We start from the raw sequence: 22,500 nt of genomic DNA, 5'->3' as shown, positions 1-22,500 counted from the left end.
TCCGTCATCATGTGCCGATGCGCTACCTTGCGGGACAGGGCGGTTCATGCGAAGAGCCCGCTTTAGCAAGGGGAAAGCGATGGCTGAGCGCAAGACCGGGCTGACTTATGCGGAAGCGGGCGTCGACATCGATGCCGGCAATCTCATGGTCGAGAAAATCAAGCCGCTGGTGCGGGCTACCCGCCGGCCCGGGGCCGATGGCGAAATCGGCGGCTTTGGCGGCCTGTTCGACCTGAAGGCAGCCGGCTTCACCGATCCGGTTCTGGTCGCGGCCAATGACGGCGTCGGAACCAAGCTCAAGATCGCCATCGATGCGGGCAAGCACGACACGATCGGCATCGACCTCGTTGCCATGTGCGTCAACGACCTCGTTGTGCAGGGCGCGGAGCCGCTGTTCTTCCTCGACTATCTGGCCACCGGCAAGCTCGATCCCGAACAGGGCGCAGCCATTGTGGGCGGAATAGCCCGTGGCTGCCGCGATGCCGGCTGTGCGCTGATTGGCGGCGAAACAGCTGAGATGCCCGGCATGTATCACGGCGACGACTATGACCTCGCCGGCTTTGCCGTCGGTGCTGCCGAACGCGGCCAGCTTCTGCCGACCGACGATATCGCCGAAGGCGATGTCATTCTCGGCCTTTCATCTTCCGGCGTGCATTCCAATGGCTATTCACTGGTGCGCCGCATCGTCGCCGCATCCGGTCTGAACTGGTCGGATCCCGCTCCCTTCGACAAGGATCTGACGCTTGCCGAAGCCCTGCTGGAACCCACCCGCATCTATGTGAAGCCGATCCTCAAGGCGATACGAAGCACGCATGGCATCAAGGCGCTGGCGCATATCACCGGCGGTGGTTTCCCGGAGAACATTCCGCGCGTGCTGTCGAAGGAATTCTCCGCCGAACTCGATCTTGACACCATCGACGTCCCGCCTGTCTTCTCCTGGCTGGCTAAGACGGGTGGCGTGGAAGCCAATGAGATGATGCGCACCTTCAACTGCGGCATCGGCATGGTGATCGTGGTGGCCTCCGGTCAGGCAGCGCAGGTGGCTGCCGTTCTGCAGGAAGCCGGCGAGACCGTGAAGCCGGTCGGCCGTATCGTGCCGCGCGGCGACGCAGGCGTGATCTATCGGGGGGAAATCGGCCTATGAAAACCGCACGTAAGCGCACGGTCGTCCTGATTTCCGGACGCGGCTCGAACATGGCTGCCCTGATCGAGGCGGCATCGGACACCAGCTATCCGGCTGAAATCGTCGGCGTCATCAGCGACCAGCCGGACGCACACGGCCTGCGCGTGGCGGCAGCGCGTGGCATTCCCACCCGCACTATCGTGCGTGGCGACTATGCCAGCAAGGCGCATCACGACGCTGCCATCGATGCAGCACTCAACGGGTTCAATGCCGATATCGTCGCTCTTGCCGGCTACATGCGCCTGCTGACCGCCGGGTTCGCCGAGAAATGGGCAGGCCGGATGATCAATATCCACCCTTCCCTGCTGCCCTCCTTCAAGGGTCTTGAGCCGCACAGGCGCGCGCTGGAGGCCGGCGTGAAGGTCCATGGCTGCACGGTCCATTTCGTCACGCCGGAGATGGATGACGGCCCGATCATCGCTCAGGCGGCCGTGCCGGTTCTGGCCGGCGATGACGAAGCTTCGCTTGTCGCGCGCGTTCTGAAGGCCGAGCATCCGCTCTATGTGCTGGCACTCAAGATGCTGGCAGAGGGCAAGGTCGCCATGGAAGACGGAAAGGTCCGCTTTGCCGCTGGCACAGGTCTGGTCGAGAATGCGGACACCATCCTGTTTTCCCCGGCAGACCTGCGCGACGAGGTCGATCTGGAAGCGCTGGCGCGTTTCACGCCCTGAAGCGGGTGCGCCAGCTTTTTCTCCTGCGGCATGCGAAATCGAGCTGGGACGACCCATCGCTCAGCGACTTCCAGCGCCCGCTCGCCAACCGCGGCAGGCGGGCCGCTCCACTCATGGGAAGGGAAATGGCGCGACGGGGATGGCTCCCCGATCTGGCGCTGATCTCGTCTTCGGTGCGCACGCGCCAGACATGGGAACTGGTTTCCGCACAGTGGAAAAATCCCTGCACCAGCATCTGCACCGAAACGATTTACGAAGCCGATCCAGCGGACATTCTGGCAGGAATACGGAAAATGCCCGACGAGGCAGGCAGCCTGCTCGTCATCGGGCACAATCCGGGGTTGGAGCTTCTGGCCGGAATGCTCGCCGGGCCGGGTTCCTCGATCCCCACCCTCGAAAAGCTTGAACGCAAGTTTCCGACGGCCGCGATCGTGCGCCTCGAAATCGGCTCAAACTGGCAGGACCTATCCGCCGAAACATCCCGTCTGACCGACTTCATCACACCGAAGGACATCGCCTGACGCTTGGAGCAGGGCGCGCTCTGACGAACGCCTCCTGCTCCAGCATGTTTTCCTTAGCCGCATGTGTGCAGTCAGACGATCCCGTCTGACTGCACAATGCTCTATTCGGCGATGCCCGCTTCATATTCGGCAGACATTTCCAGCCAGCGCTCTTCATGACCGCTGAGCTGTGAAGCGAGTTCGGAACGCTCTTTGGCCAGCTTTGTGGCGCGGGCGGCGTCCTTCTCGTAGAGAGCCGGATCGGCCAGTTCGTCCTCGATCCCGTCGATGCGCTTGCGCAGCCGATCCATCAGCCCTTCGGTAGCCCTGATCTGCTTGGCCAGCGGCTCAAGTGCCGCCCGGCGCTGCGCGGCCTCGCGGCGGCGATCGGCCTTGTTGGCCTTTTCAGCCTCGCGCTTTTCGCGGCGGTCGGCGGGCTGGCCGGTGACGATGGTCTTGTAATCGTCAAGGTCGCCGTCGAAAGGCTCGACACGGCCATCCTTGACCAGCCACAGCCGATCCACCGTCGCCTCAAGCAGATGGCGGTCGTGGCTGACGAGAATGACGGCACCGGGAAAATCGTTCAGCGCATGAATCAGCGCCTCGCGGCTGTCGATGTCGAGATGGTTGGTCGGCTCGTCGAGGATGAACAGGTTCGGCCCCTCGAAGGCGGCAAGCCCCATCAGAAGCCGCGCCTTCTCGCCGCCGGAGAGATCCCTGGCGGCGGTGTTCATCTTCTCGGTTGCGAGACCAAACTGGGCGACGCGCGCCCTCACCTTCGCCTCCGGTGCATCCGGCATCAGCCGCCGCACATGCTCATAAGCATTTTCCTCCGGCCGCAAATCGTCCATCTGGTGCTGGGCGAAGATGGAGACTTTCAGGCCCGGCGCAATGGTGATCGTGCCCGCTTCCGGCGGCAGCCTTCCAGCCAGCAGTTTTGCGAAGGTGGACTTGCCGTTGCCGTTGGCCCCCAGAAGCGCGATGCGGTCGTCATTGTCGATGCGCAGCGTCATGCGCTTCAAAACCGGCTTGCCCGGCGTATAGCCGACATCGACGCCGGTGAAGGCCACGATGGGCGAGGCCACAATTTTCTGCGGCTCGGGAAACGAGAATGGCCGCACCGATTCATCGAGAACCGCACCGATCGGCTTCATGCGCTCCAGCGCCTTGATGCGCGACTGCGCCTGCCTTGCCTTGCTGGCCTTGGCGCGGAAGCGGTCGATGAAGGATTGCAGATGCTTGCGGTGCGCCTCCTGCTTGACCCGGCCTTTTTCCTGAAGCTCCCGCTGCTCGGCAAGCTGACGCTCGAACTGGTCGTAGCCGCCGCGCCAGAAGGTCAGCTTTTTCTGGTCGAGATGGACGATGGAGTTCACCGCCCGGTTCAGAAGGTCGCGGTCGTGGCTGATGAGCAGCACGGTATGCGGATATTTCGCCACATAGCTTTCCAGCCACAGCGTGCCTTCCAGATCGAGATAGTTGGTCGGCTCGTCGAGAAGCAGCAGATCCGGTTCCGAAAACAGAACCGCCGCCAGCGCCACACGCATGCGCCAGCCACCGGAAAACGACGACGCCGGGCGCTTCTGCGCTTCTTCGTCGAAACCGAGCCCGGACAGGATGGTCGCCGCGCGCGCTTCGGCCGTATGCGCGTCGATATCTGCGAGACGGATGTGGATTTCGGCGATCCGGTTCGGATCGGTCGCCGTCTTTTCTTCCTCAAGAAGGGCCGCGCGCTCCTTGTCGGCCTTCAGCACGATCTCGATCAGCGGTTCCTCGGTGCCCGGAGCTTCCTGCGCAACCTGGCCGATGCGCGTGTTCTTCGGCATCGAAACATTGCCGGTTTCAGAGGCGAGATCGCCGGTGATGGCGCGAAACAGGGTAGTCTTGCCGGTGCCGTTGCGTCCCACCAGGCCGGCCTTGCTTCCTGCCGGAAGGGTCAGCGAGGCGTGGTCGAGCAGCAGGCGGCCGGCAATACGCAGCGAAAGGTCATTTATGATCAACATGGTGGCGCGTTTTGGCCCGCCTTTGCATTAATGGCAAGGCCGAAAGCGCGATCTGACCGCTCAGGCGTAGGCCCTGCCCTCTTCGGTGCGCTGGAAATAGACGAGATCCAGAACGACGGAAGGCTGGCCGAGCATCGTCAGGATGGCATGCGCCTGTCCGCGATGATGGGTCTGGTGGTTGAAGACATGCCCGAGCGCCGGCGACAGTCGCTGCGAGATGGTGCGCACATCGGTGACGGTGATGTAAGTAAAGCGGCCGCCCAGCCCTTCAGGCGTCATGGCGCCGATCCAGTCGACAATCCGTGCATCCTCGGCCTGCCGGGCTTCCCGCAGTGAGGAAAGCTCCCTGTGCAGAATGGTGTCCAGCTTTGCCGGTGCGTCGCCCTCGCCTGTAAAGCGTTTCATCCAGATCCGGTCGGCGACCAGAATATGGTTGAGCGTGCCCATGAGCGAGCCGAATGCAGCACCGACATCGCGCTGGAATTCATCTTCGCTCAGCTCGCTGGCGGCATCGTAGATGCGGGCGTTGGCCCACCGGTTATAGGCCGCAAACATCATGAAATGCTGCTTCATGGAACTTCTCCCGCCAATTTGCTCTTAGACCACTAACGCCGGCGCGGCTTGCCGCCAAGCTCTCGCATCTCACACACTTGGCAATAGGCAGGCTGACCTGTATAGAGCGCGCCACACTTCAATCCCAATTTACAAGGAAGACCCATGGCGCTCGAACGCACTTTCTCCATGATCAAGCCGGATGCCACCCGCCGCAACCTGACCGGCGCCATCACCAAGGCACTTGAAGAAGCCGGCCTGCGCGTCGTCGCGTCCCGCCGCGTGTGGATGAGCCGCCGCGAAGCCGAGGGCTTCTATGCCGTGCACAAGGAACGCCCCTTCTTCGGCGAGCTGGTCGACTCCATGACCGCCGGCCCGACCATCGTTCAGGTGCTGGAAGGCGAGAACGCCATCGCCCGCAACCGCGAAGTGATGGGCGCCACCAATCCGGCTGACGCTGCCGAGGGCACCATCCGCAAGACCTTCGCCCTTTCGATCGGCGAAAACTCCGTGCATGGCTCGGATGCGCCCGAGACCGCTGCGCAGGAAATCAGGTACTGGTTCTCCGACACCGAGATCGTTGGCTGATTGCAGCCAGCCGCAAAAAAAGCCGGGGCATGCCCCGGCTTTTTTAGTTTCGGACAGAGGTTACGCACCCTTTTTGAAACGCAGCACTTCCTTGCCGCCGGAATCCGTCAGGACCAGTTGCCCGTCATCGATGGCGTAGGCCTTCACTTCTCCCAGTGCATCGAAGTACGCCCGCTCGGCCTTCATCCGTGCCGGTTCGCAAGCCATCTGGGTGGCGCCTATCTGGCTGAGAGAAACTGCTTCCCCATCGATTTTCGCGCTGCCAAAATAGCCGTTGCAAGGCCCACGCCCGCCCGCGCGTCCCTCATTATCGACGGAAAATGTCACAGGGTTGTCTGGCAGTTCCCCGAACCCTTCGATCGACACCAGCGTCCATTCCACGCCGCGAAGCGCGTCCGTGCTGTCCTGTGCGACCCTCTTCACGAGTATGGTCTGCGCTTCGCTGGTCAGCGGCTCCACCCCATGGTGCGTGTCGTTGATGAACCAGAGTTCGCCATCGACCGTGATGCGCGCCTGAAGCGCATAGGTCATGTTCTTTGTGATCTTCGAATCGTCGAACCTGATTTCGAACTTCACCGGCACCTGCCCGGCAGGAGAAATCTCTTGCTCACCGATCACGTCCGCCGGTGCATCCATTCGCGACACATCCGCCAGCTGAACCGACACGACCGCATTCTCCGGAAGAGCAATGCGCTCACGGTAAAGAACCTCGCCCGACAACACCTTTTCGGCAGCCAATGCGGGATTTGAAACAGCAACGAGCCCGGCCACGGGCACCAGTCCCAGCAAAATCAGTTTCTTCAGCATTTCATGTCCTCGTTTCGGGATACCAAGGGGCCGCAGGAATGAGGAAAAAGCATGGCGCCTCATAAAACCTGTGGTTGACCAAAGGTCACTTGTTCCACGCGGAAAGTGCTGCTTCGTCGGTTTCTCTGGCCTCTACCCAGTCGCCCTGCGAACCATCCGCGCTATGTTCCTTCTTCCAGAACGGCGCCCGTGATTTCAGGAAATCCATGATGAATGCCGCAGCCGCGAAGGCCGCCTGCCGATGCGTGGAAGCGGTGGCTACCAGCACGATGTTGTCGCCTGGCTCCATCCTGCCGTAACGGTGGATGACCGTGACACCCTGAAGCGGCCAGCGCGCGCAGGCCTCGCCGGCGATGCGCTGCATCTCGGCCTCCGCCATGCCGGGATAGTGTTCGAGTTCCAGCGCCGACAGCTTGCCCGCCTCATCGCGGCACAAGCCGGTAAAGGTCACGACCGCGCCGATGTCCTTGCGGCCGCTGGACAACCCGGCAATCTCTTCGCCCACATCGAAATCCGCGGTCTGGATGCGGATATGGGGTGTGACGGCAGGCATCGCCATCAGCCGCCGGTCATGGGCGGAAACAGGGCGATTTCCCGTGCACCGCCGATCTTCTCGTTATGAGCGACGTGCTCCTGATTGATCGCCACGCGGATCACTTCAGGATGCTGGAGGGCGTTCTCATACTCCTCGCCGCGCTCTCTCAGCCAGCCCAGCAGGTCCGACACGGTTTCCAGCCCGGCCGGAAGATCGACGACCTCCTCCGCCTTGCCGATGCGCTCGCGAACCCATGCGAAATAGATGAGCTTCATCGCCTATTCGTCCACGATGTGCTTCAGACCAGCCCTGAAATAGTCATAGCCAGTGTAAAGGGTGACGATGGCGGCAATCCACAGCAGCGCCAGACCCGTTTGCGTGGTGTAGGGAAAGATCTTGTCTCCGGCCGGACCGGCCAACAGGAACGCGATCGACACCATCTGGATTGTGGTCTTCCATTTCGCCAGCTGCGTCACCGGCACGCTGACCTTGAGCGCCGCAAGATATTCCCTGAGGCCGGAGACGAGGATTTCGCGGCACAGGATGATGATCGCGGCCCACAGCGACCAGCCGGCAATGCCGCCACGATGATCGGTGTCGGCCGCCAGAAGCAGCAGGCAGGTGGCCACCAGCAGCTTGTCGGCGATCGGATCGAGCATGCGGCCGATATTGGAGGTCTGCTTCCATGCGCGGGCGAAATAGCCGTCGAAATAATCCGTTATGCTGGCCGCCACGAAAATCGCCAGAGCCGACCATCGGGCAAAGTCGCTCGATTTGAGATGCCCCTCCAGATAAAAACACAATGCGATCAGCGGCACCGCCAGGATGCGGGCGTAGGTCAGCATATTCGGCAGATTGAAGGCTGGGCTGGCCATGTTAAGCGCACTCGTCACAAGCAAATCGGATGGATTGACGCATAGTCAAATCAGAACGCAGTCATATGGGCAACCATCGAAAGCCCTCAGCACGGCAAAACCATGACCTTTCCATGATCTGGCCTAGCCATTGTCATGGAAGTGGTCATAGACCAGTTGCGCGACACGCTCCGAAATTCCCTCCACTTCCATGAGGTCCTCCATTGCCGCGCGGCCGACCGCTTTCGCAGTGCCGAAGTGATGCAGCAGCGCGCGCTTTCGGGTCGGTCCGATTCCCGCGATCTCATCCAGCGGGCTCGCCACCATTTCCTTCTTGCGGCGTGCGCGGTGTGATCCGATGGCGAAGCGGTGCGCCTCGTCGCGCAGCCGCTGCACGAAATAGAGAACCGGATCGCGCACCGGCAGCGTGAACGGCGCTTTGCCCAGAGCGAAGAAGCGTTCGCGCCCGGCCTCGCGGTCCTGCCCCTTGGCAACACCGATGGCGACGACGCGATCCTCCACGCCGAGATCGGCCAGAATCTGGCGCACCGCCGTCATCTGCCCCTGCCCGCCATCGATCAGGATGACATCCGGCCATACCGGGAACCCTTGCGCATCCTCGACCGCATCGGAATCCTCGTCGGCATGATCCTTGAGCAGCCTCGAAAAGCGCCGCTCCATCACCTCGCGCATCATGCCGAAATCGTCGCCCGGCGTGATGGTCGTCGAGCGGATGTTGAACTTGCGGTACTGGTTCTTCACGAAACCTTCCGGTCCCGCGACGATCATCGCGCCGACCGCATTGGTGCCCATGATGTGCGAGTTGTCATAGACCTCGATGCGAGTCGGAGCCTTCTCCAGACCGAAGGTCGCCGCGAACCCCTCCAGCAGGCGTGCCTGCGTGGAGGTCTCAGCCAGACGCCGCCCCAGCGCCTCGCGCGCATTCTGCAGGGCATGGTCGGTCAGATCCTTCTTCTCGCCACGCACTGGCACGGAAACCGACACCTTCCGTCCTGCCCGTGCGGTAAGCGCCTCCGCCAGAAGCTCAGCTTCCTCGATCGCGTGCGAGAGAAGAATGGCGCGGGGCGTCGGCTTGTCGTCGTAGAACTGCGCGAGGAACGAGCCAAGCACCTCTCCCGCCTCAAGCGCGGGGTCCGCCTTGGGGAAATAGGCGCGGTTGCCCCAGTTCTGGCCGGTGCGGAAGAAAAACACCTGAATGCAGTTCTGCCCGCCCTCCTGATGGATGGCGAAGACATCCGCCTCCTCCACCGATTGCGGATTGATGCCCTGATGGCTCTGGACATGCGACAATGCCGCGAGGCGATCCCGGTAGATGGCGGCATGCTCGAAATCGAGATTGTCCGAGGCGCGCTGCATGGCCGCCGCAATCTCGGCCTTCACCTTCTGGCTGCGGCCGGAAAGAAAATTTTGGGTTTCCGATACCAGCACCGCATAATCTTCCGCCGAAATCTCGCCGGTGCAGGGCGCAGCGCACCGCTTGATCTGGAACAGCAGACATGGGCGTGTGCGGTTCTCGTAGAAGGAATCGGTGCAGCTCCTGAGCAGAAAAGCGCGCTGCAGCGAATTAATGGTGCGGCCAACGGCCTGCGCCGATGCGAAGGGACCGTAATAATCGCCCTTGCGCGAGCGCGCGCCACGGTGCTTGTAAATTCCCGGAGACGGATGATCGGACGTCAAAAGAATGTATGGAAACGATTTGTCGTCCCGCATCAGGACGTTAAATCTTGGTCGCAACCTCTTGATAAGATTGGCTTCAAGAAGAAGAGCTTCCGTCTCCGTGCGGGTGACGACGAATTCCATGCGCGCCGTTTCGCGCACCATGCGGCCGATGCGGTTGGTGTGGAAGCGGCCTTGCGCATATTGCGTCACGCGCTTCCTCAGGCTGCGGGCCTTGCCGACATAAAGCACATCGCCTGCCGCATTCATCATGCGGTAGACGCCGGGCGCATTGGGCAGACGCTTAACCAGTTCCTGTATGACTTCGGCACCGGTCCTGCCCTCGTTGTCGTCGGTTTCGAGATCGATCCCGGTGAACGAAACGTCCGGAACGGGCCCCGCCGGCTGCTCGACGATATCGTCATCCAGTTCGGCGTCCGGCATGTCCAGCGCCGCGCCACCCTTGCGCGCTGCACTCATTCCACGCCGTCCGCGATATCCGGCGTCTGCCAGGCCAGATGCTGGCCGCCATCGAGCGCGATCATCTGGCCGGTCACCGAACGGGCCTCCCACAGATAGCGGATCGTTGCGCCAAATTCGGCAAGCTCCGGTCCCCGCCCCAGAAGAAGGGCATCGACCTGCTGGCGAAAATCGGCTTCCTCCTGCCGGGCATTGCGCAGCGTCGGGCCGGGACCGATCGCATTGACGCGAACACGCGGCGCAAGCGCCTGCGCCATGGTGCGCGTCGCGGTCCACAGGGCCGACTTGGAAAGCGTGTAGGAGAAATAGCGCGGCGACAGCCGCCAGACCCGCTGATCGATGATGTTCACCACCAGCCCATCCTCGTTTTCCGGAAGGCTTTCGGCCATCTTCCGCGACAGCAGAACAGGGGTCTTGAGGTGAATTGAAAAATGATCGTCCCAGAGCTGCCAGTCAAAATCGAGAACGGAATCATTTTCGAACAGCGAGGCATTGTTGACGAGAAGCCGCACAGGACCGAGCGTCTGCCGAACCTTGTCGAACAACTCGCCCGCCTGCACCGGATCCGTGAGGTCCGTATCGAAAACAGCGGCCTTGCCGCCGCGCGCACTGATCTGCGCAGCCATTTCGCTGGCTTCCCCGGAGGAACTGTGGCCATGGATGGCAACGGCAAAGCCGTGGGCGGCCAGGTCTTCCACGATAGCCCGGCCGATTCGTTTTGCGCCGCCCGTTACCAGAGCTGTTATGGCTGGCTTGGCCATGTACATCGATTCCCGTTCTTTTCAGTGCGGTCGCCACCGTCAGCCGCCCACCGTAATCTCCGGTCGGCGTTCAGACTCTGTTTGCGCCTTGGGCGGGATTGTGGCAGAAACGCTCGCAGTGCTGTCGAATTGCGGGCCGGCAAACCTTTCCGCAGCCTAATATAGGTCCGCCAACGCCTTGAACCAAGTGCGTTTCACCGGATAAGCAGCCTTCTCCTGACAAATTCTGTTGCACGATTGCAACGCCCCCTTTCGGCCTCATTTGCGCCGGGGAATCACCTAATTTCAGGTTCTCTTCCGCCGCATTTGGGAAGGAAATTTCGGAACCGATGAGCGGCGGGATCATTTCCTCCCAAGACAGACCGCGCCCTCACGTCAGGAAAGCCAGTGTGTGTGGCTGAAGGAGTAATGACCATGACGACCAAACTCAAATTCGCAACGCCGGCAGCGGCAGCCCTTATCGCCTTCGCCGTCTCGGCTCCGGCATTCGCCGCAGACGTGGTGATGGAAGAGCCCCCTGCACCGGCTCCGATTGCAGAGCTTCCGGTGGCCTCGTGGGCTGGTCCTTATGCCGGTGTGAACCTCGGCTACGGCTTCAGCGGCCGCGCCAAGGACAAGACCATCGACAACTCGATCAGCACGGACGGCTTCCTCGGCGGTGCCTTCGTCGGCTACAACCATCAGATCGACGACTTCGTGATCGGCGCTGAAGGCGACATCGGCTACAGCGGTGTGAAGGGCTCCAACTCGGGCTACGAAGCCAAGTCCGGCGTCGAAGGCTCGATCCGCGCCCGTCTCGGCTACGCGATCAGCCCCGACATCCTGCTTTATGGTACGGCTGGTGGCGCCGCACAGAGCCTGAAGGTTACGGATAACTTCGCCGGCGGCAGTGATCGCAACACCATGCTCGGCTGGACCGCCGGTGCCGGCACCGACATCAAGTTCACCGATTCCGTGTTCGGTCGCGTCGAATACCGCTACACCGATTACGGCAAGGAGAACTTCAACCTGAACAATGGCACGCACAGCATCGACTCGCGTGACCATCGCGTCAACTTCGGTGTTGGTATGAAGTTCTGATCCGAAACCGGATTGGACAAAAAGAGCCGGAGCAATGCTCCGGCTTTTTTTATTTGAAAGGCCTGAAATCGCTTCGATCCAATGGATCAGGAAGGAATGTTTGCCTTCAGCTCCGGGAATTTTTCGTCGAACCGCGTTGCCCAGCGCGTGAGGCGGCTGCGACCGCGCTCCCATTCGCCGGCGAAGCGCAGGGACAGATAACCGAGCATGGCGCGCACAGCGATGTGGCCTGTGGTGATCTTCTTCGGCAGCTTCGGCGGATTGGCGTTGAGATGGTCGAGCGCGCGGACAATCTTGCGCCACTGCCCGTCGATCCAATCCTGATGCACCTTCTCTTCGGGACGCATGCGGCGCTCATACACGATCGCAAGCGCGCAATCGCATATTCCATCCGCCAGCGCCTCCAGCACTTCCGCTTCCGTGCGCTTGTCCGCATTGCGTGGAAACAATGCATTCTTCGATTCACGGTTAAGATACTGGGTAATGGCCCGGCTGTCGAAAACGACACGGCCGTCATCGAGCACCAGAGTCGGTATCTTGCCAAGCGGATTTGCCGAAACCAGTTCCTCAGGCTGCTGCCCCGTATTGGTAACGACTGCCTCCAGATCGATGCCCGCATATGCAGCCGACATACGCACCTTGGCGCTGTAGGGTGACGCTGGTGCGTAGAGCAGCTTAGGCAATGTCGAATTCCTTCATGTTTTCAGGCAAACGGCTTCCGCCCCTGCGTTTTTCGGCAGAGGGTCGGTAAAGCCTCAAAATGTTACTGCAGCACGCGGCACTGCGCGTTGTAGACGAGCCAGCGGTCGAAGCCTGAGACGCAGAACTCGACATTGTCGCCGACCGACGCGTACCCCTGACCTTCCTCGATCAGATACCAGATGTCGCGGTCATAACCATCGGACAGCGTTACCTTCGCTCCGCAATAATGGCGGGCGATCGGCCATCTTTCGCTTGCCGGCTCGCTGCGGCGCAGATGGATACGGTGGAAATCGGAAATCGCCACCTGCGGCAGGTTGGGAACGTTCCGCACCTGATGGGCGAATTTGCTGCTGATGCGATTGAGCACCGAAGGAACATTGCAAACGCTCGCCGCGCTCTCCTCCACATAGGAAGACAGATCGGCAGCATGGGCGGCAGGCTGCATCAGCACCGAAGCGCAGATGCCTGCAAGAGCGAGAAGAGCGGACTTGGCGGCGCGGATCATTTCAGCCTCATAAGGTGATTTGGCGGCACTTTGAGGATTTCCCGCCACGCGGTCAAGCACCTGCCTGCTCCCCGGCCAGCCAGTTGACGGACCATTTTGCGCCTTGCTCCAGCGAAAGCAGCCGGTGCAGTTCAGGCAACATCGCTTTCAGCTCAGCTTCAAGCATGAACGGGGGATTGACCACCACCATTCCGCTGCCGTCCAGCCGTGGCACCTTGCCGGAAGGCCTGATGTCGAAACCGATATCGAGCACACGCGGAATTCCGGCCTGCGCCAGCTGAGAATGAAAGACTTCCACCGCCCCGCGATCCTTGATCGGATACCACAGCGCATAGATGCCGCCCGGCCAGCGGCGGTGGGCTTTCGCAAGTCCGTCCACAAGGCGGCCAAATTCGCCTCCTTCCTCGAAAGGAGGATCGACCAGAACCAGACCGCGCTTTTCCTTCGGAGGCAGATGCGCTCCAAGCGCCAGCCAGCCGTCCAGTTCGATCACGCGCGTCTGTATATCGCCCTCAAACCGCGCCTTCAGCCTTGCCGCATCCTGCGGATGCAGTTCGATCGCCGTCAGCCTGTCCTGCCGGCGCAGCAGGTGGCGCACGATTTTCGGCGAGCCCGGATAATGCGCGAGCTCCTCCCCTTCGTTCACGGCGCGGACCGCATCGAGATAGGGCGCGAGAAGCGCTTCGGCTTCGGCGCTCATCTTCGCCTGCATGATACGGCCGATACCGCCCAGCCACTCCCCGGTCCTGCCGGCCTCATCGGAAGCCAGATCGTACAGACCGATGCCTGCATGGGTATCGATCACCCGAAACGGCTTTTCCTTGCGCTTCAGATACTCAACGATGCGCGCCAGCACCGTATGCTTGACCACATCCGCAAAATTGCCCGCATGATAGGCGTGCCGGTAATTCATGAGCCCCCGTCCCTGCCCCAGCGCGGCGGCGGAGCGGAATTCTTTTTCTCATCGCGTTTTCCGGAGCGCCGGAAGGCGACTATCAGCCCGATGAAGCCAATCCCCATCAGCGAGAGCCCTGCCGGCAGCATACGCGGGTCCGCATTGCCGCTCTCGCGCCGCAAAACCACATCGACCGCCTTGATGTCGGCGTCCACCTTGTCGCCCGGCCGCAGAACGAACCGGTAGTTTCCGGACTGCACCGGATCGATGACACCTGCATCGTCGCGGAAAATGCGTTCGGTGATCTGCGGGCTTTTTTGCCGGGGTGTCGGATTCGCACGGAAGGTCAGGCCTTCATCCAGAATCACGCGATCATTGTATGTGCCGGTTATCGCGAGCAGCGCCATGCCACTCTGGGTGGCGTGCGGTCTCCACATGGTAAGGTCCACCAGCACGCGAACAGGCGCGTCGGATGCCGACAAGCCAACCTCTGCGGCAAGAAAGCGCCCGTCCCTGTAGACGCTCCACGTTCCGATCTCGGAGCCGGAAAAATTCTGCACGGCCCATGGCCAGAGCCCCAGCGCAGCGCCCGCAAGAAGAACGAGCAGAAACAGAACCCGCATTTTCAATCCTGTCCGGTGGCTGCAAGGCTGGCGTGGCGGATCATGCCTTGCGCTCCCAGCGCCGGTCGGACGTCTGCTGCCAGTACGTGACCTCGTGCCCCTGCGCCTTCATCACCTTCCAGTGACGGCGTGCGGCCTCAAGCTGCGCGGCATCGTGCCCGTCGAACAGAAACACCGCCCGCTCGTAGACGGCCAGATCCGGCGGTTCGGCGCCATCGACGAGAAACCTGATCTGGGCACTGTTCGCATTGTCCGTTCCCGTCGTCAGCAGAACCGGCTGCTCGGCCGGAAAGGCCTCGCGGTCGGTTCCGTGCGCGAGAAACGAATCGTCGCGAAAAATCCACAGATGCTGGTCGAGAGCGTCGCGCCTGTCTTCGGAGCCGGTCTGTACCACCACCCGCCAGCCGCGCTGAAGGCTGCGCTCCAGCAAGCCCGGCAGAGCGTCCTCCAGCGTCGATTCGGTCAGATGGTAGAACAGTATTTCGGTCATGACCCTGAAGTTTCCGGCCGCGCGAACCGCGAGCTTCCGTTACTTCTCATAATGATCGCGCACCAGACGGTCGAGCAGCCTCACGCCGAAACCCGAGCCCCATGACTGGTTTACCTCGTTCGAAGGCGCGCCCATTGCCGTTCCGGCAATATCGAGGTGCGCCCATGGCTTATCGTCCTTGATGAAACGCTGCAGGAACTGGGCAGCGGCAATCGAACCGCCATAACGTCCGCCGGTGTTCTTCATGTCGGCGTTCTTCGAATCGATGAGCTTGTCGTATTCGGGTCCGAGCGGCATGCGCCACAGCAATTCCTGCGTGGAAAGCCCGGCCTGCGTCAGCCGCCCCGCCAGTTCATCGTCATTGGAGAACAGTCCCGCATGATGAAGGCCAAGCGCCACCATGATCGCGCCGGTCAGCGTCGCAAGGTCGATGACGGCCTCAGGCTGGAACCGCTCGCAGCAATACCAAAGTGCGTCCGCCAGAACGAGACGGCCTTCCGCATCCGTATTGAGCACTTCGATCGTCTGCCCGGACATGGAGGTCACGATGTCGCCGGGGCGCTGCGCGTAGCCATCGACCGAATTCTCGACCAGACCGATAATGCCGACCACATTGGCTTTCGCCTTGCGGGCGGCCAGCGCATGCATGAGACCGGTGACCGCAGCGGCACCGCCCATATCCCCCTTCATGTCTTCCATGCCCGCGGGCGACTTCATCGAGTTGCCGCCGGTATCGAAGGTCACGCCCTTGCCGACGACGGCAAGCGGCTTCCGGCCCTTGCGCCCGCCTTCCCAGCGCATCACGGCCAGTCGCGCCCCGCGCGGCGAGCCCTGCGCCACTCCCAGCAGCGCGCCCATGCCAGCCTTCTTCATTTCTTTCTCGGTGAGAATTTCAACCTGAACGCCCAGTCCTTCGAGCTCCTTGGCTCGGGCCGCGAATTCGACAGGCCCAAGGACATTGGCGGGTTCATTGACCAGATCGCGGGCCAGATTCACACCATCGACAACGGCATTCAGCCCGGCGAAAGCCTTGCGCGCACCCGCAGGGTCCGCGCACATGATCGTGATCCGGGGCGGCTTTGCCCGCCCCGCCTTGTCATCTTCGCCTTCGTTCCTGCGCGTCTTGTATTTATCAAAAGCGTAGGCGCGAAGCAGCAACCCCGCTGCCACACTTGCGGCCTCATCGGCACCGGCTTCAACATCACCGGGCAGATCGAGAAGAATGGTCAACTCCTTCTCTTTTCCCGCCGCGGCAAGGATGGAGCCGCCGAGCCGAAGCCACGCATGCTCCCTGAGACCGGCCACGTCACCGGCACCCAGGACGACGATCTTGTCCAACTGCGTGCCTTCAGGCGCGATGAGATCGATCTTCGCCCCGAATTTGCCTGAAAATCCGGAGATTTTCACGGCTCGTGCGAGAACACCGGCCGGATCAACGCTGGCAGCGGTTTCGCCAAAGCCGGCTTTTTCGGCGTAGAGCAGGCAAACGCTGCCCTTTGCCGGTACGGAAAATTTGGCAAAGCTCACAGAAGGTGTCGATGTCATCAGCCTGTACTTTCGGTTCCGCGGAAGGTGTCGAGAGTTGGTCGTTTTACGTGTCTTGGCAAGCTATGGTGCCACAGGGAATAGCAGATTGTTCGATTCGCCAGCCTGCTTCAGTCAGAAATTTAAGCACTCTCCGTCCGGAACCGGTTGTTAACCATGCTTTTTCGCGCTTTTTTATCCATTCCGACACAGATTGCATCGATGGAAAATGAGATCCGGATATCGGCTCCGGAGAGCACCTGTTGTGCGGGCGGCACCGGGATAAAGACGCTTTGCAAGGCCCTGATGTGGCCTGAACCGGCAGAGAAACCGTACGCATGAAGGTCATCGAACGCTACATAATGCGCCGCATGCTGCTGCTCTTCCTTGGAGCGCTGGCATGGACGCTGGCTATCGTTTGGACCACGCAGGTTCTGGCACGCATCGATCTGGTGACCGATGGCGGCCAGTCCGCCCTCACCTTCTTCGAGGTGGCCGCTCTTATTATTCCGACCGTCATTCCTATTGTCGTACCATTCGCTCTGGCTGGCGCGGTAGCGCAGACCCTTTCAGCCATGAATGCCGACTCGGAGCTGGTGGTCGTGAACGCTGCCGGCGCATCCCGGATGACCGTCGCGCGGCCGGTGCTGATTCTGGCAATTGCAGCCAGCGTGTTCTGTCTGCTCATCCAGAATTTCGTGGAACCCTATGCCCGCCAGCGCAATCGCGACCTCGTAGCCGGCGCGCGGGCCGACTTTCTCTCGCTCGTCATTCAGGAAGGCACATTCCGCAAGATCGAGGATGGGCTGTTCGTGCAGATAGGCGAGCGCCTTCCGGGCAACCGGCTGGCCGGTATTTTCGTCGCCGACAGCCGCGAAGAGGGTGTCGATCTGGTTTACTATGCCAAGACCGGTGCTGTGATCGATCATGAGGACACCAAGGCCCTGCTCATGAACGATGGCGTCATTCACCGCAAGGCGGTCGGCGGCGACATCTCGCTCGTGCACTTTACCTCCTACGCATTCGATCTTTCCGCTTTTGATTCCGACACCGGAACCGGCACCCGGATGCCGAAGGACCAGACGACAGCCTATCTTCTGAATCCGAACCGCAACGACGATATCTATAAAAAATCGCCGCAGCTCTATCGCAACGAACTGCACAAGCGGTTTTCCGAATGGCTGTTCCCCATAACCTTCGCGCTTATCGCGCTGGCGGTTGCCGGAGATGCGAAGTCCCACCGCGAGGCGCGCATACACCCGCTGGTGACCACCATCTGCATTGCGCTGTTCGTTCGCTGGATGGGATATTTTGCAGAGGGCCAGACCAAGACCCAGCCCCTGTTCAACTACGCGCTGTATGCCGTGCCTGTCGCATTTTCGGCGATTTCAGTGTGGTGCATCGCCACCCAGAGAACCATGGAGCTGCCGATCGGCTGGATAGATGCCCTGAACGGCATCTATAAGCGCATATCCGACAAGGCATTGGCTTTGAGAATGAAGCTCACCGGGGCCGGTGCACACAAGGGATCTGCGTGATGGGCTGGACCCTCGGGCGCTATTTTTTCCTGCGCTACACAGTGATCGCCATCTGGTTTTTCCTTGGCATCTTCGCTCTCGTTTTCCTGATCGACTTTACCGAGCTGACGAGCCGTACCAGCCGCATAGCAGGCTTTACCTACTGGACCGGCGCAGCCATCTCAGGGCTGCGTGTGCCCATGCTCGTGCTTCAGACAGTGCCGTTCGTCGGCCTGTTCGCAGCAATGGCGACGCTGGTATCGCTGAACCGCAAATATGAGCTGGTCGTTGCCCGCGCGGCCGGCATCTCAGCATGGCAGTTCCTGCTGCCGGTATGCCTTGGCGCTTTTCTGTTCGGCGTGCTGGCCGTCACAATTCTCAACCCGCTTGCTGCCCATGGGCTGGTGCGCTCGCAGCAGGTCGAAAGCCTGCTGCGCTCGGGTAACTCGAATACGGTCGACAGCAACACGGTGCCGTGGCTGCGCCAGAAGACATCCTCCGGGGATACCATAATCGGCGCGCGCGCCGTCCTTTCCCAGGGTCTGGAGATGGCTGATGCAACCTTCTTCATGCTCGATCGCGACGGCAATATCTTCGAGCGCCGCGACGCGCGCAGAGTGTACCTGCGTGACGGTTTCTGGGAATTGCACAATGTCGTGGTGCGACCATCCGGCGGTCCGGGTGAGAAGAAGGACGTTGATCGGGTACCAACCGATCTGAAGCCGGAATTCGTGCAGGAGAGACTGGCTCAGCCGGAAACGATTCCATTTTTTGAGCTGCCGCAGAAGATCGAAGTTGCGCGGTCCTTCGGTCTCGGGGCCAACGCTTTCGCCATGCAGTTCGACTCGCTGATTGCCCTTCCCTTCCTTCTGGTGGCGATGACGCTGATCGCGGCAACCGTGTCGATGCGATTTGCCCGGATGGGGCAATCGGTGACGATGATTCTGGGTGGCATTGTCGCCGGCTTTCTGCTTTATGTCGTCTCGGTTCTGGTCAAGGCGTTCGGCGTGGCCGGGTTCGTGCCCACTGTTGTGGCCGCGTGGTTCCCGGTTGTCGTGGCCATGTTTTTCGGGGTAACATTCCTTTTGTACAAGGAAGATGGCTAGTGAGGGGGGCGGTTGTGAAAAACGGTCGGTTCAGCCGATTGTCGCTCCTGTGTGGAGTCAGTGGCCTTGCCTGCCTTATGGCGTACGGCTTTGCGTCGACTCCTGCCGCTGCGCAGGTGCCAGACTCCCTGACCTCCAATATCCCTTCGGATGCCCAGATGCTGCTGGAGTCCGACACGCTCGTCTATGATAATGATTCGCAGACAGTGACCGCAGTTGGCGGCGTGCAGATCGATTATGCCGGCAATCGCCTCGTCGCCCAGCGCGTCGAATATGATCGCAAGACCCAGCGGCTGATCGCCAGCGGCAGCGTCGAAATCGTTCACAGCGACGGCACCAAGGTTCATTCCGAACATATCGACATCACCGACGACTTCGCGGACGGTTTTACCAACGCGCTAAGGGTCGAGACAGTTGACAAGACCTATTTCGCTGCGGAAAGCGCCGAGCGCATGGGTGGCGTGCTGACCACCTTCCACAACGGTGTCTACACAGCATGCGAGCCTTGCGAAGATAAGCCCGACAAGCCCGCCATCTGGCGTGTGAAATCGCAGAAGATCATCTGGAACAGCCAGAAAAAGACGATTCGCTTCCAGAACTCCAACTTCGAGTTCTTCGGAATGCCGATCGCCTATCTGCCGGTTTTCGAGATTGCCGACCCGACGGTGAAGCGCAAGAGCGGCTTCCTGTTCCCGTCGATTTCCTACAAGTCCGAGCTCGGTGTCGGAGTTGGGATCCCCTATTATTTTGCCCTGTCGCCTACTTACGATCTGACGGTCAAAGGCAATTACTACTCCAAACAAGGATTCCTTGGCGAAGCCGAGTGGCGCCAGCGCTTCAACAATGGCCAGTACAGCGTGAAGATTGCCGGCATCCGCCAGCAGGATCCGGAGGCCTTTAAGGCAGGTACTGAAAACAGAGGTGCGGCCGGCGATCTGAACCGAACCCGCGCAATGATGGGCACACAAGGCCAGTTCGCCATCAATTCGCGCTGGGATTTCGGCTGGAATGTCCTGCTCCAGACGGACAAGAATTTCTCCAGAACCTATGGAATCGACAATTATGAGCAATATGCTCATCGTTCCGAGGTTTATCTGACTGGTCTCAACGACCGGAACTACTTCGACCTGCGTGGCATGAAGTTCCAGATTCAGGAAGATATTCTGGACAGCAATATAAGCGCACGTAACGACAAGCAGGCTTGGGTCCTGCCTTCTTTCGATTACGCTTACATCCCTGACACATCGCTAGCCGGTGGGCAGCTATCGTTCAATGTGAATGCGCGTGCGCTCGACCGTAGCGTATTTGATGGGTCATACCTGCGGGATTCTAAGACAAACGCCATCATTCGTGAACCCGGAACCAACGATCCGATCTATCAGCGTGTTCGCGGCATCGATGGCAACAGCGGACGATTGACCGCAGAGGCGGAATGGAAGCGCTCCTTCATCACTGACGGCGGCATGGTGTTCACACCGTTGTTGGCTTTCCAGGCCGACGGCAGTTACCTGAATGCTTCTTCTGAATCTCTTACAGCCATCGACAACATGGCCCGCAACAGCGGCACCACCGCTGACATGCGCTCGTCCTTCTTCCGTTCGATGGCGACGCTTGGCCTCGAATGGCGCTGGCCGATCCTGTTTTCGGCAACCGCTTCCTCGCATGTGCTTGAGCCGACGGCGCAGCTCTTCGTTCGACCCAACGAAGACTATGTCGGCGGTCTTTCCGTGCCTAATGAAGACGCGCAGAGCTTCGTGTTCGATGCCTCCACGCTGTTTGAGCGGGACAAGTTCTCTGGCTACGATCGCATTGAAGGCGGTACGCGCGCCAATCTTGGCTTCCGTTATGTCGGAACCTTCGACAGCGGCTGGACCACCAATGCCATGTTCGGCCAGTCTTACCATCTGAATGGGGAGAACTCGTTCGCGGCGCCTGATCTGGTCAATGTCGGCGCCAATTCGGGCCTTGAGAGCGATCGCTCAGACTATGTCGGTCTTGTCGGTTTGAGCGGCCCGAGTGGCATTTCCGCTTCTCTGAGCGGGCGTTTCGATGAACAGACGTGGGAAGTCCGTCGGTCCGAAGTGAAGCTCGGGTACAATGGCGGCCCTCTGGCACTCTCGGCACGTTATGCCTTCATTCAGGCTCAGCCTGACTACGGTTTCAGTGAAGATCGCCATGAAGTGGGATTTGGCGGTTCTGCTCAGTTCGCCGAGAACTGGCGCGTGTTCGGCTCCGGTACCTACGATCTTGAGAAGAACGTGATGGTGAAAAACGGCATAGGCTTTGGCTATGCCGATGAGTGCTTCACCTATCTGATGACCTATTCTCAGACGCGTGACCGTATCAATAAGGAAGTCTCGCAAAGCATCGGCTTCAACATCACCTTCCGTACGCTGGGTGATTTCGGTTCGGCCACCAGCAACTTCGTTCAGTAAATGGTAGCTGACACGGTTTTGCCGTATAAAGCGGGCAAAAGCCCGATTCAATTTGTGCTTTGACGTGAACTGAAAGCTGGATGCCGGAATGCGGAAATATCTTCTCTCTGCAAGCCTTGCCCTTTTCGTCGGTGTGACGGCTGTTGCGGCGACTGGCGTGACCACGCCGGCGGTGGCAAGCGAGATCAAGTATATCGTCAACAATATGCCGATCACGACCACCGATATTCAGCACCGTAACGCCTTTTTCCGTCTGCAACGGCGCAAGGGCGATGCGGCGAATGAGATGATCGAGCAGACCCTGCGCCTCGCCGAAGCGCAGCGCATCGGCATCCGCATCAGCGACAAGCAGGTCAACGACGCTTACGCCCGCTTTGCTTCCAGCAACAACATGCCGCTGGCGCAGCTCGATTCGGTCATGGCGCAATCGGGGGTCACCAAGCAGCATTTCAAGGATTTCATCCGCTCCCAGATGGCCTGGAACCAGGCAATCGGCGCGCGCTACCGGGCCGAGCAATCGGGAAGTGGACTGACCAGCCAGCAGGAAGCCGTGCGCAACATGCTGAAAAAGGGCGGAAACAAGCCTTCGGCGACTGAATACATGCTGCAGCAGGTGATTTTCGTCATCCCGCCGGCGGAGCGCAAGTCGACGATGGGCAAGCGTAAGCGTGAAGCAGAGGCGCTGCGAGCGCGCTTCAACGGCTGCGCCAACACACAGCAATTTGCCAAAGGCCTGATCGATGTGACTGTGCGCGATCTGGGTCGCATTATCGCACCGCAACTGCCACCGGAATGGGCAGATCAGATCAAGAAGACCAAGGCTGGCGGCGCGACCGGGGTTCGCGAAACGGAACGGGGGGTCGAGTTCATCGGCGTGTGCAGCGCGCGCGAGGTTTCCGACGACCGGGTTGCCGAACTGGTGCTTCAGAATGAGAATACCGACGCCGACGCGGATAAGCTCGGCCAGAAATATATGGAAGAGCTGAAGAAGACGGCCAAGATCGTCCGGCGCTGA

The 22,500-nt window shown here is 60.5% G+C and carries 23 protein-coding genes; 9 read left to right on the top strand and 14 right to left on the bottom strand.

From position 1 onward, the window contains the following. Positions 1–79: 79 nt before the first annotated feature. The 3 genes from purM to AC5XE7_RS01340 are packed head-to-tail and all read left to right on the top strand — an operon-like array spanning position 80 to position 2,375. Positions 80–1,144, top strand: a complete 1,065-nt coding sequence (gene purM, locus AC5XE7_RS01350) for a phosphoribosylformylglycinamidine cyclo-ligase (protein ID WP_183830385.1) — start codon at positions 80–82, stop codon at positions 1,142–1,144. After that, a complete protein-coding gene (gene purN / locus AC5XE7_RS01345) occupies positions 1,141–1,854 on the top strand; it encodes a phosphoribosylglycinamide formyltransferase (RefSeq protein WP_495364459.1) in 714 nt (237 codons plus the stop codon). The genes purM and purN overlap by 4 nt, the downstream gene beginning before the upstream one ends. Before the next feature lie 5 nt (positions 1,855–1,859). Beyond that, positions 1,860–2,375, top strand: a complete 516-nt coding sequence (locus AC5XE7_RS01340; RefSeq protein ID WP_495364460.1) for a SixA phosphatase family protein — start codon at positions 1,860–1,862, stop codon at positions 2,373–2,375. Between the two features lie 101 nt (positions 2,376–2,476). On the opposite strand, the gene AC5XE7_RS01335 is transcribed toward AC5XE7_RS01340, so the two are convergent. Both AC5XE7_RS01335 and AC5XE7_RS01330 read right to left on the bottom strand, forming a co-directional pair. Then, positions 2,477–4,354, bottom strand: a complete 1,878-nt coding sequence (locus AC5XE7_RS01335; protein ID WP_495364461.1) for an ABC-F family ATP-binding cassette domain-containing protein — start codon at positions 4,352–4,354, stop codon at positions 2,477–2,479. A gap of 60 nt (positions 4,355–4,414) precedes the next feature. Then, entirely contained in the window at positions 4,415–4,927 is a 513-nt protein-coding gene (locus AC5XE7_RS01330) for a DinB family protein (RefSeq protein ID WP_495364462.1), read from the bottom strand. Between the two features lie 144 nt (positions 4,928–5,071). Between AC5XE7_RS01330 and ndk the strand changes: the two genes are divergently transcribed. Continuing rightward, positions 5,072–5,494 carry a nucleoside-diphosphate kinase gene (gene ndk / locus AC5XE7_RS01325; RefSeq protein ID WP_239798860.1) on the top strand — a complete coding sequence of 141 codons (423 nt, stop codon included), beginning with the start codon at positions 5,072–5,074 and terminating at the stop codon, positions 5,492–5,494. A gap of 60 nt (positions 5,495–5,554) precedes the next feature. On the opposite strand, the gene AC5XE7_RS01320 is transcribed toward ndk, so the two are convergent. From AC5XE7_RS01320 to AC5XE7_RS01295, 6 genes are all read right to left on the bottom strand, one after another. Continuing rightward, on the bottom strand, positions 5,555–6,301 hold the full coding sequence (locus tag AC5XE7_RS01320; protein ID WP_495364463.1) for a YbaY family lipoprotein: 747 nt from the start codon (positions 6,299–6,301) through the stop codon (positions 5,555–5,557). An 85-nt stretch (positions 6,302–6,386) separates the two neighbouring features. Beyond that, the gene (locus tag AC5XE7_RS01315) at positions 6,387–6,854 is read right to left on the bottom strand and encodes a molybdenum cofactor biosynthesis protein MoaE (protein WP_495364657.1); all 468 of its coding nucleotides are present in this window, start codon (positions 6,852–6,854) and stop codon (positions 6,387–6,389) included. Between the two features lie 5 nt (positions 6,855–6,859). Further along, on the bottom strand, positions 6,860–7,111 hold the full coding sequence (gene moaD, locus AC5XE7_RS01310) for a molybdopterin converting factor subunit 1 (RefSeq protein WP_495364464.1): 252 nt from the start codon (positions 7,109–7,111) through the stop codon (positions 6,860–6,862). Positions 7,112–7,114: 3 nt separating this feature from the next. Then, a complete protein-coding gene (gene pgsA, locus AC5XE7_RS01305; RefSeq protein WP_183830413.1) occupies positions 7,115–7,711 on the bottom strand; it encodes a CDP-diacylglycerol--glycerol-3-phosphate 3-phosphatidyltransferase in 597 nt (198 codons plus the stop codon). 123 nt (positions 7,712–7,834) lie between these two features. After that, on the bottom strand, positions 7,835–9,847 hold the full coding sequence (gene uvrC / locus AC5XE7_RS01300; protein WP_495364465.1) for an excinuclease ABC subunit UvrC: 2,013 nt from the start codon (positions 9,845–9,847) through the stop codon (positions 7,835–7,837). Then, entirely contained in the window at positions 9,844–10,608 is a 765-nt protein-coding gene (locus AC5XE7_RS01295; RefSeq protein WP_495364466.1) for an SDR family oxidoreductase, read from the bottom strand. The genes uvrC and AC5XE7_RS01295 overlap by 4 nt, the downstream gene beginning before the upstream one ends. 414 nt (positions 10,609–11,022) lie before the next feature. Here AC5XE7_RS01295 and AC5XE7_RS01290 point away from each other — a divergent pair, with 414 nt between their 5' ends. Next, a complete protein-coding gene (locus AC5XE7_RS01290) occupies positions 11,023–11,688 on the top strand; it encodes an outer membrane protein (RefSeq protein WP_495364467.1) in 666 nt (221 codons plus the stop codon). A gap of 86 nt (positions 11,689–11,774) precedes the next feature. On the opposite strand, the gene AC5XE7_RS01285 is transcribed toward AC5XE7_RS01290, so the two are convergent. The 6 genes from AC5XE7_RS01285 to AC5XE7_RS01260 form a co-directional block, all read right to left on the bottom strand. Beyond that, positions 11,775–12,371 (bottom strand): glutathione S-transferase, encoded by a 597-nt coding sequence (locus AC5XE7_RS01285; protein WP_495364468.1) that lies wholly within the window; start codon positions 12,369–12,371, stop codon positions 11,775–11,777. An 80-nt stretch (positions 12,372–12,451) separates the two neighbouring features. Further along, entirely contained in the window at positions 12,452–12,895 is a 444-nt protein-coding gene (locus tag AC5XE7_RS01280) for a hypothetical protein (RefSeq protein WP_495364658.1), read from the bottom strand. A 52-nt stretch (positions 12,896–12,947) separates the two neighbouring features. After that, the gene (locus AC5XE7_RS01275) at positions 12,948–13,808 is read right to left on the bottom strand and encodes a 23S rRNA (adenine(2030)-N(6))-methyltransferase RlmJ (protein ID WP_495364469.1); all 861 of its coding nucleotides are present in this window, start codon (positions 13,806–13,808) and stop codon (positions 12,948–12,950) included. Continuing rightward, on the bottom strand, positions 13,805–14,413 hold the full coding sequence (locus tag AC5XE7_RS01270) for a hypothetical protein (RefSeq protein WP_495364470.1): 609 nt from the start codon (positions 14,411–14,413) through the stop codon (positions 13,805–13,807). Before AC5XE7_RS01270 ends, AC5XE7_RS01275 begins: the two co-directional genes overlap by 4 nt. 40 nt (positions 14,414–14,453) lie before the next feature. After that, complete coding sequence (locus AC5XE7_RS01265) at positions 14,454–14,903, bottom strand: DNA polymerase III subunit chi (protein ID WP_495364471.1); 450 nt, start codon at positions 14,901–14,903, stop codon at positions 14,454–14,456. 39 nt (positions 14,904–14,942) lie between these two features. Further along, a complete protein-coding gene (locus AC5XE7_RS01260) occupies positions 14,943–16,448 on the bottom strand; it encodes a leucyl aminopeptidase (protein WP_495364472.1) in 1,506 nt (501 codons plus the stop codon). 317 nt (positions 16,449–16,765) lie between these two features. Between AC5XE7_RS01260 and lptF the strand changes: the two genes are divergently transcribed. The 4 genes from lptF (at position 16,766) to AC5XE7_RS01240 (ending at position 22,500) form a co-directional block, all read left to right on the top strand. Further along, positions 16,766–17,965 carry an LPS export ABC transporter permease LptF gene (gene lptF / locus AC5XE7_RS01255; protein WP_495364473.1) on the top strand — a complete coding sequence of 400 codons (1,200 nt, stop codon included), beginning with the start codon at positions 16,766–16,768 and terminating at the stop codon, positions 17,963–17,965. Then, on the top strand, positions 17,962–19,050 hold the full coding sequence (gene lptG, locus AC5XE7_RS01250; RefSeq protein ID WP_287948794.1) for an LPS export ABC transporter permease LptG: 1,089 nt from the start codon (positions 17,962–17,964) through the stop codon (positions 19,048–19,050). The genes lptF and lptG overlap by 4 nt, the downstream gene beginning before the upstream one ends. A 158-nt stretch (positions 19,051–19,208) precedes the next feature. Continuing rightward, on the top strand, positions 19,209–21,485 hold the full coding sequence (locus AC5XE7_RS01245) for an LPS-assembly protein LptD (RefSeq protein ID WP_495364474.1): 2,277 nt from the start codon (positions 19,209–19,211) through the stop codon (positions 21,483–21,485). Between the two features lie 88 nt (positions 21,486–21,573). After that, positions 21,574–22,500 (top strand): peptidylprolyl isomerase, encoded by a 927-nt coding sequence (locus AC5XE7_RS01240; protein ID WP_495364475.1) that lies wholly within the window; start codon positions 21,574–21,576, stop codon positions 22,498–22,500.

The sequence above is a fragment of the Aquamicrobium sp. YD-1-mutant5 genome, assembly GCF_059509755.1.
Note: the sequence above shows the minus strand (reverse complement) of the source record. Positions and strands in the feature narration are given on the sequence as shown.

Bases quoted from the DNA above. Each gene is read 5' to 3' on its own strand.
- AC5XE7_RS01270 (WP_495364470.1), bottom strand. From the start codon at position 14,413: ATGCGGGTTCTGTTTCTGCTCGTTCTTCTTGCGGGCGCTGCGCTGGGG.
- AC5XE7_RS01260 (WP_495364472.1), bottom strand. From the start codon at position 16,448: ATGACATCGACACCTTCTGTGAGCTTTGCCAAATTTTCCGTACCGGCA.
- lptF (WP_495364473.1), top strand. From the start codon at position 16,766: ATGAAGGTCATCGAACGCTACATAATGCGCCGCATGCTGCTGCTCTTC.
- AC5XE7_RS01320 (WP_495364463.1), bottom strand. From the start codon at position 6,301: ATGCTGAAGAAACTGATTTTGCTGGGACTGGTGCCCGTGGCCGGGCTC.
- ndk (WP_239798860.1), top strand. From the start codon at position 5,072: ATGGCGCTCGAACGCACTTTCTCCATGATCAAGCCGGATGCCACCCGC.
- pgsA (WP_183830413.1), bottom strand. From the start codon at position 7,711: ATGGCCAGCCCAGCCTTCAATCTGCCGAATATGCTGACCTACGCCCGC.
- AC5XE7_RS01335 (WP_495364461.1), bottom strand. From the start codon at position 4,354: ATGTTGATCATAAATGACCTTTCGCTGCGTATTGCCGGCCGCCTGCTG.
- AC5XE7_RS01315 (WP_495364657.1), bottom strand. From the start codon at position 6,854: ATGCCTGCCGTCACACCCCATATCCGCATCCAGACCGCGGATTTCGAT.
- AC5XE7_RS01275 (WP_495364469.1), bottom strand. From the start codon at position 13,808: ATGAATTACCGGCACGCCTATCATGCGGGCAATTTTGCGGATGTGGTC.
- AC5XE7_RS01290 (WP_495364467.1), top strand. From the start codon at position 11,023: ATGACGACCAAACTCAAATTCGCAACGCCGGCAGCGGCAGCCCTTATC.
- uvrC (WP_495364465.1), bottom strand. From the start codon at position 9,847: ATGAGTGCAGCGCGCAAGGGTGGCGCGGCGCTGGACATGCCGGACGCC.
- AC5XE7_RS01265 (WP_495364471.1), bottom strand. From the start codon at position 14,903: ATGACCGAAATACTGTTCTACCATCTGACCGAATCGACGCTGGAGGAC.
- moaD (WP_495364464.1), bottom strand. From the start codon at position 7,111: ATGAAGCTCATCTATTTCGCATGGGTTCGCGAGCGCATCGGCAAGGCG.
- AC5XE7_RS01330 (WP_495364462.1), bottom strand. From the start codon at position 4,927: ATGAAGCAGCATTTCATGATGTTTGCGGCCTATAACCGGTGGGCCAAC.
- AC5XE7_RS01280 (WP_495364658.1), bottom strand. From the start codon at position 12,895: ATGATCCGCGCCGCCAAGTCCGCTCTTCTCGCTCTTGCAGGCATCTGC.
- purN (WP_495364459.1), top strand. From the start codon at position 1,141: ATGAAAACCGCACGTAAGCGCACGGTCGTCCTGATTTCCGGACGCGGC.
- AC5XE7_RS01295 (WP_495364466.1), bottom strand. From the start codon at position 10,608: ATGGCCAAGCCAGCCATAACAGCTCTGGTAACGGGCGGCGCAAAACGA.
- AC5XE7_RS01245 (WP_495364474.1), top strand. From the start codon at position 19,209: ATGCTGCTGGAGTCCGACACGCTCGTCTATGATAATGATTCGCAGACA.
- purM (WP_183830385.1), top strand. From the start codon at position 80: ATGGCTGAGCGCAAGACCGGGCTGACTTATGCGGAAGCGGGCGTCGAC.
- AC5XE7_RS01240 (WP_495364475.1), top strand. From the start codon at position 21,574: ATGCGGAAATATCTTCTCTCTGCAAGCCTTGCCCTTTTCGTCGGTGTG.